At 69.3% G+C, this 13,310-nt stretch carries 10 protein-coding genes; 6 read left to right on the top strand and 4 right to left on the bottom strand.

Annotation, left to right across the window (positions count from 1 at the left end; all coding sequences use genetic code 11):
* Positions 1–36: 36 nt before the first annotated feature.
* The 4 genes from IO40_RS0132405 to IO40_RS0132420 all read right to left on the bottom strand — a co-directional run bounded on the left by IO40_RS0132405 (position 37) and on the right by IO40_RS0132420 (position 4,027).
* Complete coding sequence (locus tag IO40_RS0132405) at positions 37–825, bottom strand: succinate dehydrogenase/fumarate reductase iron-sulfur subunit (RefSeq protein WP_016469540.1); 789 nt, start codon at positions 823–825, stop codon at positions 37–39.
* Positions 822–2,732 carry a fumarate reductase/succinate dehydrogenase flavoprotein subunit gene (locus IO40_RS0132410; RefSeq protein ID WP_016469541.1) on the bottom strand — a complete coding sequence of 637 codons (1,911 nt, stop codon included), beginning with the start codon at positions 2,730–2,732 and terminating at the stop codon, positions 822–824. The genes IO40_RS0132405 and IO40_RS0132410 overlap by 4 nt, the downstream gene beginning before the upstream one ends.
* Positions 2,733–2,782: 50 nt before the next feature.
* On the bottom strand, positions 2,783–3,634 hold the full coding sequence (locus IO40_RS0132415) for a hypothetical protein (protein WP_031176656.1): 852 nt from the start codon (positions 3,632–3,634) through the stop codon (positions 2,783–2,785).
* 99 nt (positions 3,635–3,733) lie between these two features.
* Positions 3,734–4,027 (bottom strand): hypothetical protein, encoded by a 294-nt coding sequence (locus IO40_RS0132420; RefSeq protein ID WP_031176657.1) that lies wholly within the window; start codon positions 4,025–4,027, stop codon positions 3,734–3,736.
* A gap of 380 nt (positions 4,028–4,407) precedes the next feature.
* Between IO40_RS0132420 and IO40_RS0132425 the strand changes: the two genes are divergently transcribed.
* From IO40_RS0132425 to IO40_RS0132450, 6 genes are all read left to right on the top strand, one after another.
* Positions 4,408–6,852: an ABC transporter family substrate-binding protein gene (locus IO40_RS0132425; RefSeq protein WP_016469544.1), complete on the top strand. Its 2,445-nt coding sequence runs from the start codon at positions 4,408–4,410 to the stop codon at positions 6,850–6,852.
* A gap of 205 nt (positions 6,853–7,057) precedes the next feature.
* Complete coding sequence (gene typA / locus IO40_RS0132430) at positions 7,058–8,929, top strand: translational GTPase TypA (protein ID WP_016469545.1); 1,872 nt, start codon at positions 7,058–7,060, stop codon at positions 8,927–8,929.
* Between the two features lie 426 nt (positions 8,930–9,355).
* Positions 9,356–10,969, top strand: coding sequence for a peptide ABC transporter substrate-binding protein (locus tag IO40_RS0132435; protein WP_016469546.1), 1,614 nt, complete (start codon positions 9,356–9,358; stop codon positions 10,967–10,969).
* 86 nt (positions 10,970–11,055) lie between these two features.
* On the top strand, positions 11,056–11,985 hold the full coding sequence (locus IO40_RS0132440) for an ABC transporter permease (protein WP_016469547.1): 930 nt from the start codon (positions 11,056–11,058) through the stop codon (positions 11,983–11,985).
* Positions 11,978–12,919 carry an ABC transporter permease gene (locus IO40_RS0132445; RefSeq protein ID WP_016469548.1) on the top strand — a complete coding sequence of 314 codons (942 nt, stop codon included), beginning with the start codon at positions 11,978–11,980 and terminating at the stop codon, positions 12,917–12,919. Before IO40_RS0132440 ends, IO40_RS0132445 begins: the two co-directional genes overlap by 8 nt.
* On the top strand, positions 12,882–13,310 hold a 429-nt coding region (locus IO40_RS0132450), incomplete at its 3' end, for an ATP-binding cassette domain-containing protein (RefSeq protein WP_030409749.1). The genes IO40_RS0132445 and IO40_RS0132450, both read left to right, overlap by 38 nt.

A 13,310-nucleotide genomic window follows, 5' to 3' on the forward strand; every position in this document is an offset into this window, starting at 1 on the left:
CTCGAGCCCCAAACTCCCCCCACCCCCACCCATCCCCTACGAACTCCGGCGGCGGATCTTGTTGCCGAGCCAGACCAGGGGGTCGTACTTGCGGTCCGCGGCGCGTTCCTTGAGGGGGATCAGGGCGTTGTCCGTGATGCGGATGTGCTCGGGGCACACTTCTGTGCAGCACTTGGTGATGTTGCAGTAGCCGAGGCCGTGGGTGTCCTGCGCCGTGGTTCTGCGGTCCAGGCCCTGCTGTGAGGCGGCGTCGAGCGGGTGCATGTCCAGCTCGGCGACCCGCATCAGGAAGCGCGGTCCGGCGAAGGCGGTCTTGTTCTCCTCGTGGTCGCGGACCACATGGCAGGTGTCCTGGCACAGGAAGCATTCGATGCACTTGCGGAACTCCTGCGAGCGCCCGACGTCCTCCTGCTGCATCCGGTACTCCCCGGGTCCCAGGTCGGGCGGCGGGACGAAGGCGGGCACCTCGCGGGCCTTCTGGTAGTTGAAGCCGACGTCCGTGACCAGGTCCCGGACGACGGGGAACGCCCGCAGCGGCGTCACCGTCACGGTCTCGTCGCGCGCGAAGACCGACATGCGTGTCATGCACAGCAGGCGGGGCCGGCCGTTGATCTCGGCGCTGCACGAGCCGCACTTGCCGGCCTTGCAGTTCCAGCGGACGGCCAGGTCGGGCGCCTGGGTGGCCTGGAGGCGGTGGATGATGTCGAGGACGACCTCGCCCTCGTTGACCTGGACTGTGAAGTCCTCCAGTCCGCCGCCGTCCACATCGCCGCGCCAGACTTCGAAGTGGGCGTCGTAGCTGGTGGTGTCCGGTGCGGTAGTCACTCGCTCGTCAGCTCCTCGTCGGTCAGATACTTGATCAGCTCCTCCTTCTCGAAGAGCTCCAGGAGGTCCTTGCGGAGGGGCGGCATCTCGCGGCGCCGCAGGCTGATCCGGTCGCCGCCGTGCTCCGTCGTCCGGTTGAGCGTGCAGACGAGGTTGACGCGGCGCCACTGGCGGTCCATCTCGGGGTAGTCGTCGCGGGTGTGGCCGCCGCGCGACTCGGTGCGGTTGAGGGCGGCACGGGCCACGCATTCGCTGACCAGCAGCATGTTGCGCAGGTCGAGGGCGAGGTGCCAGCCGGGGTTGAACTGCCGGTGGCCCTCCACGGCGATGTGGCCGGCCCGCTCCCGCAGCCGGGCGAGCCTCTCCAGGGCCTCGGACATCTCCTCCTCGCGCCGGATGATGCCGACCAGGTCGTTCATGGACTGCTGGAGTTCCTGGTGGAGCGTGTACGGGTTCTCCGGCGCGTCGGCACTCTCCTCGGTGCCGAAGGGCCGGAGGGCCTCGGTGGCGGCCTCGTCGATCTGGTCGTCACCGGGCTTCGGGCGACGTTCGCCGCACGCGCGGGCGTACTCGGCGGCGTGCAGTCCGGCGCGCCGGCCGAAGACGAGCAGGTCGGAGAGGGAGTTGCCGCCGAGCCGGTTGGAGCCGTGCATGCCGCCGGCCACCTCACCGGCGGCGAAGAGACCAGGGACGCCGCGGGCGGCGGCGGTGTCGGAGTCCACGTCCACGCCGCCCATCACGTAGTGGCAGGTGGGGCCGACCTCCATCGGTTCGGCGGTGATGTCCACGTCGGCCAGTTCGCGGAACTGGTGGTGCATGGAGGGCAGGCGGCGCCGGATCGTCTCGGGGGACATCCGGGTGGAGACGTCCAGGAACACGCCGCCGTGCGGGGAGCCGCGGCCCGCTTTGACCTCGGCGTTGATGGCGCGGGCCACTTCGTCGCGGGGGAGGAGTTCGGGCGGGCGGCGGTGGTTGTCGGGGTCCTCGTACCAGCCGTCGGCCTCTTGTTCGGTCTCGGCGTACTTCTCCTTGAAGACGTCCGGGACGTAGTCGAACATGAAGCGTTTGCCCTCGGAGTTGCGCAGGACCCCGCCGTCGCCGCGTACCGACTCGGTGACCAGGATGCCCTTGACCGACGGCGGCCAGACCATTCCGGTGGGGTGGAACTGGACGAACTCCATGTTGATCAGCGAGGCCCCGGCGAGCAGGGCCAGTGCGTGGCCGTCGCCGGTGTACTCCCAGGAGTTGGAGGTCACCTTGAAGGACTTGCCGATGCCGCCGGTCGCCAGCACCACGGCGGGGGCCTCGATGACGAAGAACCGGCCGCTCTCGCGTTCGTAGCAGAAGGCGCCGCTCACCCGGTCGCCGTCTTTCAGGATGCGGGTGACCGTGCACTCCTGGAAGACCTTGATGCGGGCTTCGTAGTCGCCGGTTACCTTGTGGTCCTCCTGCTGGAGGGAGACGACCTTCTGCTGGAGGGTGCGGATCAGCTCCAGTCCGGTGCGGTCGCCCACGTGGGCGAGGCGCGGGTACTCGTGGCCGCCGAAGTTGCGCTGGGAGATGCGCCCGTCGCCCGTACGGTCGAACAGCGCGCCCCAGGTCTCCAGCTCCCACACTCTCTCGGGTGCCTCGCGGGCGTGGAGTTCGGCCATGCGCCACTGGTTGAGGAACTTGCCCCCGCGCATGGTGTCGCGGAAGTGGACCTTCCAGTTGTCTCCCTCGTTGACGTTGCCCATGCTGGCGGCGATTCCGCCCTCGGCCATCACCGTGTGTGCCTTGCCGAACAGGGACTTGCAGATGACCGCGGTGCGCAGCCCCTGCTCGCGGGCCTCGATGGCGGCCCGCAGCCCGGCGCCGCCGGCGCCGATGACGACGACGTCCCACTGGTGACGTTCGACGTGTGCCATGTCGCTGGTTTCCCTCTCGAATCCGTCGGATGACTGCTGGTGCGGCCTGTTCAGAAGAACCGCGGGTCGGTGAATGCGCCGGTGGCCAGCAGGTAGACGTAGAGGTCCGCCAGCGCCACGCTGACCAGCGAGGCCCAGGCCAGCAGCATGTGGCGTTCGTTGAGCTTGCCGACCCAGCCCCACAGCCGGTAGCGCACCGGGTGCTTGGAGAAGTGCCGCAGCCGGCCGCCGACGATGTGCCGGCAGGAATGGCACGAGAGGGTGTACGCCCAGATCAGCACGATGTTGACGAGGAAGACCACGGTGCCCAGGCCCATGTGGCCCCACTCGTAGTGCTCGTCGCGGAAGCCCAGCAGGGTGTCCCAGGTCAGCACCAGGGCGACGAGGAGCGCCGCGTAGAAGAAGTACCGGTGGATGTTCTGGAGGACCAGCGGGAAGCGGGTCTCGCCGGTGTACTTCTTGTGGGGCTCGGCCACGGCGCAGGCCGGGGGCGAGGCCCAGAAGCCGCGGTAGTACGCCTTCCGGTAGTAGTAGCAGGTGAGCCGGAAGCCCAGCGGGAAGATCAGGATGAGCAGCGCGGGGGAGAGCCCCCACCACTCGCCGAACAGACCCCAGTTGGGCCCGCCCTTCATGGTCGTGCAGTTGTCCGTGAGGCACGGGGAGTAGAAGGGGGATACGTACGGGGCGTGGTAGTAGTCGGCGTTCGCGAACGCGCGCCACGTGGAGTAGACGACGAACGCCAGCAGCCCGAGCACGGTGGCGGCCGGCGCGAGCCACCAGCGGTCCTTGCGCAGATGCGGCGCGGCGATGGCGGCGCGAGTGCTGCCGCGTACGCCGGTGGCGTGGGGGCCCGCGGTGGGCCGGGCCCCCTGGTTCGGTCGGGGTTCGGTGCCAGTGGCCAACGGATTCTCCGGGTGAGACGGCGGGGGTCCGACGGCAGGGCGTGCCGTCGGCGGCTCGTGGTGCGACGAGTCACGGTGCGTGGCTCGGTGCCCAACGAGTCACGGGGCGCGCCGGTCGCGCGCGCCGAGCCCCTCGTCGTCCACGTCGGTCCACAGTCCGGGGTCGTAGGGCTGGTCGGAGATGAGCACCATCTCGGCGTGCAGTCCCGGCTCGGCCGGGTGCCGTGGGGCGGTGGCCGACAGGAGGGCGAGGGATTCCTTCAGGTGTTCGGTGTCGCTGCGGACCCGGCGAATCTCCAGTCCGGTTCCGACGTGCTTCTCCAGGCGGCTGACGCAGCGGTTGAGGTCGTCCAGACAACGCTGAGCAGCCGTCAGTTCTTCGTGCGATGACATGAGTTGCCCACCTCCGCGGTGGTGCGGCCGGCGTGGTCATGCGCCTGGCGAGTGTTGCGCGTCACACCTCCTTTGTGAAGGGTGCGGCACGCCATTCCGCCGTACGTGGCACGGAGCGCCGTGCGCGCCACCGTGCGCCCGGTGCGTGTGCGCTTCACCCGAACGTGGGGGTTGGGCGGCCCTGTGCCGGGCCGGGCGGCTCGTTGTCGCTGTCCGTCACCGCCGGGTGCTCCGCACGGGTGGCATCCGTGGCCCCTTGTGCTGGGGGAGTGCCGCGGGGGGTTTGGGCGGGCGGCGAGTGGGACGAAAAGATGTGATGAACCGCAAAAGACGCCAAAAGTGGACGTTGTAGGCGCGCGGTCAGTCCCGGAGGTTTGAGCATGCGAGCCGTCCCAGCCGAGTCAGCACGGCCCCCGAGACCGCCCCGGACGGTGGCGGCACCCCCGCGTCCCGGCGGTGACGGGGACGCCCGGTACCGCACGGGCCGGGCCGGTGCCCGGCGCTGGGTGGCCGTACTCGTCGCCGGTGTCCTGCTGCCGCTGCCGCTGGCCGCGTGCGGCGCCGACGGGGACGCGGACGACAGCGCGGCGGGCTCCGGTATCGGGGTGGGCTCGTCCGGGAAGGACGGCGACGTGCGGGCCACCGAGCGGCGGCAGGTCGCCAAGGGCGGCACCCTGCGCTGGGCGGTGGAGGCGGCACCCACCACCTTCAACGTCTTCCAGCCGGATGCCACTGAGGCCACCGAGCGGGTCGCGGGGGCGGCGCTGCCGGCCCTGTTCACCCTCGACGCGCACGGCGAGCCGCAGCTGAACCGGGACTATCTGCGCGGCGCGGAGGTCACCGGGACCGAGCCGCGCCAGACGGTCGTCTACAAGCTGGCCCCCAAGGCCCGCTGGAACGACGGCCGGCGCATCTCGGCGGCGGACTTCCGGGCCCAGTGGAAGGCGCTGCGCGGCAAGGAGAACGCGTACTGGACGGCGCGGAACGCCGGGTACGACCGCATCGCGAAGGTCGGCAAGGGCGAGCATCCCGGCGAGGTGAAGGTCGTCTTCGCCAAGCCCTACGCGGACTGGCGGTCGCTGTTCACCCCGCTCTACCCCAAGCAGGCCATGAGCAGCCCCGACGCCTTCAACGACGGCTCCCGCACCACGCTGCCCGCCTCGGCCGGCCCCTTCCGCCTGGCCGACGGCGGCAAGGGCGGCGAAGGCGGCAAGGGCGAGAAGGGCGGCAAGGGCAAAGGCAAGGGGAAGGGCAAGGACAAGGGCGGCAAGGGCAAGGGCCGGGAGCGCACCGTCCTGGAGCGCGACCCCCGCTGGTGGGGGGACCGCGCCAAGCTGGAGCGCATCGTGTTCACGAAGGTGCCCCGCGGCAAGGTCTCCAAGGCGCTGGCCAAGGGCAAGGTGGACGTCGCCGATGTCGGCGACGACGCGGCGAGGAGGATCGGCTCCGCGAACGGCATGGGAGGCCCGCGACGCCCCGACGCGGCCAAGGAGCGCTCCCGCCAGGAGGAGGCGAAGCTCCGCGCGGAGCGCCGGCGCAAGGCCCGCGAGCAGCTCGGCGCGGCCACGGCCGAGCAGCTCGGCGAGTACGAGGTGCGCAGGGCCCTCGACCCGGCCTACACCCAGCTCGCCCTCAACGGTTCCCGCGGCCCGCTCGCCGATGTGCGGGTGCGCCGCGCGGTGGCACACGCGCTCGACCGGCGCGCGCTGGCCGAGCAGGCGCTGGAGGGCACGGGGCTGCCGGACGAGCCGCTGGGCAGCCATCTGCGGATGACCAACCAGGAGGGCTACCGGGACCGCAGTGGCGCGGTGGGCGGTGAGGACATCGACGCCGCCCAGTCGCTGCTCGCCGACGCGGGCTGGAAGACCGGCGGCCCGCTGGCCGAGGGGAAGCCGGGCGCGGGCGGACAGCAGTCCGGGCACAGGCACCGGAAGGGGGACGGCGGGGAGGGCGGTTCCGACGGCGGGCCGGCCGAGCCGCCCAGCACGGCGGTCTCCCCGCAGGCCGGCGGGCGGGCCGCGTACCGGGCCGAGGCGGAGGCGTCGGTCGTGCGGCTGACCGCGGCGCAGATCGCCCGGGTCGTGGACAAACCGCTGGCCCTCTCCGCCCCCGCGACCGAGCAGCGGGGCGCGATCCTGACGCAGGCCGCGCACGCCCGTCTCGCCCAGGCACGCGGCTCGGACTCGGAGCGGAGCTTGAGCCGGGCCCGGGCGGCGCTGCGGACCGCCGAGAAGGTGCAGGCCACGGCGGCGGAGCTGCGGACGCTGGCGGCCGATCCGGCCAGCGCCGTCCGCAGCAAGAACGGCAAGCCGCTCGCGCTGCGCTTCGTCCTGCCGGGCGGCAAGGGGTCCGCGCAGCTGCGCGAGACGGGTGAGCGGATCGCGCAGATGCTGAACGACGTGGGCATCCGCACCCAGATCAAGGAAGTGCCCGGCGACAGCTACTTCAAGGACCACATCGCCGCCGGCGACTTCGATCTGGCGCTGTACTCGTGGCCCGGGACGGCGTTCCCGGCGACCGAGGCGCGGCCGATCTTCGCCAAGCCGCAGCCCGCGGCCGACGGCTCGCTGCTCGTGGAGCAGAACTACGCGCGGGTGGGCACCGACCAGATCGACCAGCTCTTCGAGCAGGCCGCGGGTGAGCTGGACGACGGGCGGCGCCGGGAGCTGATGGAGAAGGCGGACACGCGGATCTGGGCGGTGGCCGGTTCGCTGCCGCTGTACCAGCGCCCCCAGCTGGTGGCGGTCAAACGGGACCTCGCCAATGTGGGCGCCTTCGGCTTCGCCACCCCCAGGTACCAGGACATCGGCCACCGCCGGGGCTGATCGGGGCGCGGTGAGGGGCGGGTCGCCGGGCGGGTCCGCAGTGGGCCCGTCCGGCGCTTCGCACACAGGCCCGTACCATGGGAGGGAGGCCGCGGCGAGCCGAGCCCGGCATCAGGGCCCGCGGCCCGGCCCCCAGGGGGCTGGGGCGTCCCCGGCCGGAGCCGGGGAGCGGGAACCCATCCGTCAACCCGGGAGACACCCCTCAGTGCCCACGCGCCACGACATCCGCAACGTCGCCATCGTCGCCCACGTCGACCACGGCAAGACGACCCTCGTCGACGCCATGCTCAAGCAGGCCGGAGCCTTCGCGGCCCACCAGCTGGAATCCGTCGACGACCGCGTGATGGACTCCAACGATCTGGAGCGCGAGAAGGGCATCACCATTCTCGCGAAGAACACCGCGGTCAAGTACCACCCCAAGGACGGTGGCGCCCCGATCACCATCAACATCATCGACACCCCCGGCCACGCCGATTTCGGCGGTGAGGTCGAGCGCGGTCTGTCGATGGTGGATGCGGTCGTGCTGCTGGTCGACGCCTCCGAGGGGCCGCTGCCGCAGACCCGATTCGTGCTGCGCAAGGCGCTGGAGGCGCGGCTTCCGGTCATCCTGTGCGTCAACAAGACCGACCGGCCCGACGCCCGGATCTCGGAGGTCGTGGACGAGACCTACGACCTCTTCCTCGACCTGGACGCCGACGAGGAGCAGATCGAGTTCCCGATCGTCTACGCCTGCGCCCGCGACGGCATCGCCTCGCTGACGCAGCCCGCCGACGGTGAGGTGCCGGCCGACAGCACCAGCCTGGAGCCGTTCTTCACCACGCTGCTGGAGACGGTGCCGGCCCCCACCTACGAGGAGGGGGCGCCGCTCCAGGCGCACGTCACCAACCTGGACGCCGACAACTTCCTGGGCCGGATCGCGCTGCTGCGCGTGAAGGAGGGCTCGCTCAAGAAGGGCCAGACGGTGGCCTGGATGAAGCGGGACGGCTCGGTGCAGAACGTGCGGATCACCGAGCTGCTGATGACCGAGGCGCTGACCCGCAAGCCGGCCAGCGAGGCGGGTCCCGGCGACATCTGCGCGGTGGCCGGCATCCCCGAGATCATGATCGGTGAGACGCTGGCGGACGCCGAGAACCCGGTGGCGCTGCCGCTGATCACGGTGGACGAGCCGGCGATCTCGATGACGATCGGTACGAACACCTCGCCGCTGGTCGGCAAGGGCGGCAAGGGCCACAAGGTCACGGCGCGGCTGGTCAAGGACCGGCTCGACCGCGAGCTGATCGGCAATGTGTCGCTGCGGGTGCTGCCGACCGAGCGCCCGGACGCCTGGGAGGTGCAGGGCCGGGGTGAGCTGGCGCTGGCCATCCTGGTCGAGACGATGCGCCGGGAGGGCTTCGAGCTGACGGTGGGCAAGCCGGAGGTCGTCACCCGGCAGATCGACGGCAAGCTGCACGAGCCGGTCGAGCGCATGACCATCGACGCGCCCGAGGAGCACCTGGGCGCCATCACGCAGCTGATGGCCACCCGCAAGGGCCGTATGGAGACGATGACGAACCACGGCTCCGGCTGGGTGCGCATGGAGTGGATCGTCCCGTCGCGCGGGCTGATCGGCTTCCGCACGGAGTTCCTGACCGAGACCCGGGGCACGGGTATCGCGCACTCGATCTTCGAGGGGCACGAGCCGTGGTTCGGTGAGCTGCGCACGCGCCGCAGCGGGTCGCTGGTCGCGGACCGCTCGGGTGTGGCCACGCCGTTCGCGATGATGAATCTCCAGGAGCGCGGCACGATCTTCATCGAGCCGGGCACCGAGGTGTACGAGGGCATGATCATCGGCGAGAACTCCCGCGCCGACGACATGGACGTCAACATCACCAAGGAGAAGAAGCTCACCAACATGCGGGCTGCCTCGGCCGACACCACGGAGAACCTGGTGCCGCCGCGGAAGCTGTCGCTGGAGCAGTCGCTGGAGTTCTGCCGCGAGGACGAGTGCATCGAAGTCACGCCGGAGACCGTGCGCATCCGCAAAGTGAACCTCGACGCCAAGGAGCGGGCGCGGGCCGCGGCGCGCGCCAAGAGGTGAGCGGGCGCCGGGGCTGCCCGGCGAGGTGAGACGACCGGCCCCGCAGCGTTTCCCTCACGCTGAGTAGCGGCGGGGGTGGCGGGGGAAGGGGGGCGGCGCCCATCGGGTGCCGCCCCCTTTCGCGTACCTTCTCGTCCGGTTATCGGAATAGCTCCTACGCATATGTGCCAATAGTCCGATTCCTCTGTTCACTTTCGCCGGTTAACGGACAACACGTTGAAGGTGTAATCAAACCGAGACTCTTCACATCTGGTCCACACGGGGGGTGAGGGCGGATAGTGAGTCCATCAAGCTCGGATTAAAGGGTCACGCACCGTCATGGGGGCGCCGACTCGCGAGCATGGGGGCGTGTTGCACGACTGGCAGGGTCGCCGGTCCCGCACCGCCCCCTTCTCCCTTGGTGAAGGACTTCGAGGAGGTCGCCCCATGCGTGGTGCGAAGACGATGCAGTGGTCCGCTCTCGCGGCGGCCGTGGCGCTGGCGGCAACAGCGTGCGGCGGTGGCTCGGGCGGGGGCGGTGGCTCCGCCGCCGGCAAGCCGGCCGGTTATGTGTCCATCGACGTGACCGAGCCGCAGAAGCCGCTCATCCCGGGCAACACCAATGAGACGCAGGGCGCCTACGTCATCAACTCGCTCTTCACCGGCCTCGTCGAGTACGACGCCGCGGGCAAGCTGCGCAACGCCAACGCCGAGTCGATCACCACCGACGACTCCAAGACGTGGACCGTCAAGCTCAAGAAGGGCTGGAAGTTCCACAACGGCGAGGACGTCACCGCGCAGTCCTACGTGGACGCCTGGAACTGGTTCGCCAACATCAAGAACAACCAGCAGAACAGCTTCTGGTTCGAGGACGTCAAGGGCTACGACGACGTCCACCCGGCCAAGGGCGACCCCAAGAGCGACAAGATGTCCGGTCTGAAGGTCGAGGACGACCACACCTTCAAGATCGAGCTGACCCACCCGGTGTCGTACTTCAAGTACAAGCTGGGCTACTACACCTTCACCCCGCTGCCCAAGGGCTTCTTCAAGGACCCCAAGAAGTACGGCCAGGAGCCGGTCGGCAACGGTCCCTACACCTTCGAGAAGTGGACCCACAAGAAGCTCATCCAGGTCAAGGCGTGGAAGGGCTACAAGGGCGACAACAAGGCCAAGAACAAGGGCATCCAGTTCAAGAACTACTCCAGCTACGAGGCCGCCTACCAGGACGTGCTCTCCAACACGCTGGACATCAGCCCGCAGGTGGCGCCCAAGGACCTGCCCAAGCGCAAGAGCGACTTCGGTGACCGCGCCATCGACCAGCCGTTCGCGGCGACCCAGAGCATCGCCCCGGCCTTCTACTCCAAGACGTTCAAGGACGTCGACCCGAAGGTGCTCCAGGGCCTGTCCATGGCGATCGACCGCAAGACGATCACCAAGACCGTGCTCAACGAGACCCGCGTGCCGGCCACCGGCTTCATGCCGCCGCTGGTGAAGGGTTACCAGAAGGTCGACACCGACATCTTCAAGTACGACCCGAAGAAGGCCAAGGAGCTCATCAAGGAGGGCGGCGGCGTCCCGGGCAACAAGGTCTGGATCCAGTACAACGCGGACGGCGGCCACAAGGAGTGGGTCAGCGCCGTGTGCCAGTCCATCCGCAAGGCCACCGGTGTCGAGTGCGTCGGTGACTCCAAGCCGGACTTCCAGACCGAGCTCGACGCCCGCGACGCCGACCAGGTCAAGTCCTTCTACCGCAGTGGCTGGACGGCCGACTACCCGCTGAACGTCAACTTCCTCAAGGAGCTGTACGCCACCAACGCCCAGACGAACTACGGCAAGTTCTCCGACAAGGAGATCGACGGCCTGTTCAAGAAGGGCGACAACGCCAAGGACCTCGACGCGACGATCAAGATCTACCAGGAGGCGGAGCGCAAGCTCGCGCAGAAGATGCCCGCCATCCCGCTGTGGGACTACGCGGCCAACGTCGTGCACAGCGACTCGGTCGGCAACGTCAAGGTCAACTTCCGCGGCGACGTGATCCTCTCGGACGTCACCGCCAAGTAGGACCGCGCGCAGCGTAAGCCGGGACCGCCGCCGCGGGCGGCGGTCCCGGCCACGCCGGATTCCCCTCACGTCGATTCGGAGGCACTATGGGGCGCTATGTCGCGCGGCGACTGCTCCAGATGATCCCGGTTTTCATCGGGTCAACTCTGCTGATCTTCTGCATGATGTACGCCCTGCCGGGCGACCCCGTCAAAGCGCTCTGGGGCGAACAGTCCTCCGACCCGGCGCAGATCGCGGCCCTCAAGCACCAGCTCGGCCTCGACCAGCCCCTGTGGCAGCAGTACTGGCACTATCTGACGGGCCTCTTCCAGGGTGACTTCGGCACCCAGATCGCCAGCCAGCGGCCGGTGTCCGACGTGATCGCGCAGGCGTTCCCGGTCACCATCCGGCTGACGCTCTTCGCGTTCGTCTTCACCGTCGTGGTCGGCATCCTGCTGGGTGTCGTCTCCGGGCTGCGGGCCGAGAAGGCGCTGGACCGCATCGTCCTCATCTTCACCCTGCTGCTGATCTCGGTGCCCAGCTTCGTGCTCGGCTACCTGTTCCAGTACGTGTTCGCCTTCAAGCTCGGCTGGATCACCCCGACGGTGCAGGACAGCACCAACTGGGGCCAGCTGCTGCTGCCCGCGATCGTGCTGGCCGCCCTCTCGCTGGCCTACGTCACCCGGCTGACCCGCACCTCCGTCGCGGAGAACCTGCGTGCCGACTACATCCGCACCGCGGTCGCCAAGGGACTGCCGAGGCGCCGGATCGTCGGCGTCCACCTGCTGCGCAACTCGATGATCCCCGTCGTCACCTTCCTCGGTACCGACATCGGCTCGCTGATGGCCGGCGCCGTCGTCACCGAGGGCATCTTCAACGTCCCGGGCGTCGGAAACGCCGTCTTCGAGGCGCTGAACCGACGCGAGGGCTCCACGGTGGTCGGCATCGTCACGCTGATCGTCATCGTGTACCTCCTCGCAAGCCTGCTCGTCGACCTGCTCTACGCGGTCCTGGACCCGAGGATTCGCTATGCCTGAGACCGCGACAGCCGCACCCGTGCCCGCCCAGGAGATCACCCCCCAGCAGGCGCCCGAGCCCAAGCGGGCCAAGGGCCGCAGCCTGTGGTCGGACGCCTGGCACGACCTGCGGCGCAACCCGCTCTTCCTGATCTCCGCCGTGCTGATCCTGGTGCTGCTGGTGATGGTGGCCTTCCCCGGCCTGTTCACCTCCGCCTCGCCCCAGGACGGCAATCTGACCGCGCACTACCAGGGCGACCCCAACTACACGCACTTCTTCGGCGCCGACTGGTTCGGCTACGACGGCCAGGGCCGCTCGGTGTGGGCCCGCATGGTCTACGGGGCGCGTGCCTCGGTGCTCGTGGGTGTCCTGGTGACGCTGTTCGTGACCGTGCTCGGCGGACTCGTCGGACTGATCGCCGGCTACTTCGGCGGCTGGCTGGACAGCGTGCTGTCCCGGATCACCGACATCTTCCAGGGCATTCCGTTCCTGCTGGGCTCCATGGTGGTGCTGACCACCTTCGCCGAGCGGAAGATCTGGATCGTCATCGCGGCGCTGCTCTTCCTCGGCTGGACCCAGATCGCCCGTGTGGCACGCGGCGCGGTCATCACCGTCAAGCAGAGCGACTACGTGCACGCCGCCCGTTCGCTGGGCGCCGGCACCGCGCGGATCATGTTCCGGCACATCGTGCCGAACGCGCTCGCGCCGGTGATCGTCGTGGCCACCACCGCCCTCGGCGGCTACATCGCGGCGGAGGCCACCCTCTCCTACCTGGGCATCGGCCTCTCCGAGCCGACGATCTCCTGGGGTGTGGACGTCTCCTCGGGCAAGGACGCCCTGCGGACGGCGCCGCACGTCCTGATTTCCCCCGCCGTCATGGTGTCCATCACCGTGCTGGCGTTCATCATGCTCGGCGATGCGGTCCGCAACGCCCTCGATCCGAAGAGCCGTTGAGGGAGGCGTGGTAGTCATGCCATTGCTCGAAGTGCGCGACCTGCACGTCGAATTCAAGACCCGGGACGGCATCGTCAAGGCCGTCAACGGTGTCAACTACAGCGTCGAGGCCGGCGAGACGCTCGCGGTGCTCGGCGAGTCCGGTTCCGGCAAGTCCGTGACCGCCCAGGCGATCATGGGCATCCTCGACATGCCGCCCGGACGCATCCCCCAGGGCGAGATCCTCTTCCACGGCAAGGACATGCTCACCATGTCCAAGGAGGAGCGGCGCAAGATCCGCGGCGCGAAGATCGCCATGATTTTCCAGGATGCGTTGTCGGCGTTGAATCCGGTGTTGACGGTGGGGTATCAGCTGGGGGAGATGTTCCGGGTGCATCAGGGGCTTTCGCGG

The organism is Streptomyces albus subsp. albus, from assembly GCF_000725885.1.
GTDB classification, from domain to species: domain Bacteria; phylum Actinomycetota; class Actinomycetes; order Streptomycetales; family Streptomycetaceae; genus Streptomyces; species Streptomyces albus.

Excerpts from the sequence above, each read along its gene's own strand:
- IO40_RS0132435 (WP_016469546.1), top strand. The coding sequence starts at position 9,356 with ATGCGTGGTGCGAAGACGATGCAGTGGTCCGCTCTCGCGGCGGCCGTG.
- IO40_RS0132425 (WP_016469544.1), top strand. The coding sequence starts at position 4,408 with ATGCGAGCCGTCCCAGCCGAGTCAGCACGGCCCCCGAGACCGCCCCGG.
- IO40_RS0132445 (WP_016469548.1), top strand. The coding sequence starts at position 11,978 with ATGCCTGAGACCGCGACAGCCGCACCCGTGCCCGCCCAGGAGATCACC.
- IO40_RS0132440 (WP_016469547.1), top strand. The coding sequence starts at position 11,056 with ATGGGGCGCTATGTCGCGCGGCGACTGCTCCAGATGATCCCGGTTTTC.
- IO40_RS0132420 (WP_031176657.1), bottom strand. The coding sequence starts at position 4,027 with ATGTCATCGCACGAAGAACTGACGGCTGCTCAGCGTTGTCTGGACGAC.
- IO40_RS0132410 (WP_016469541.1), bottom strand. The coding sequence starts at position 2,732 with ATGGCACACGTCGAACGTCACCAGTGGGACGTCGTCGTCATCGGCGCC.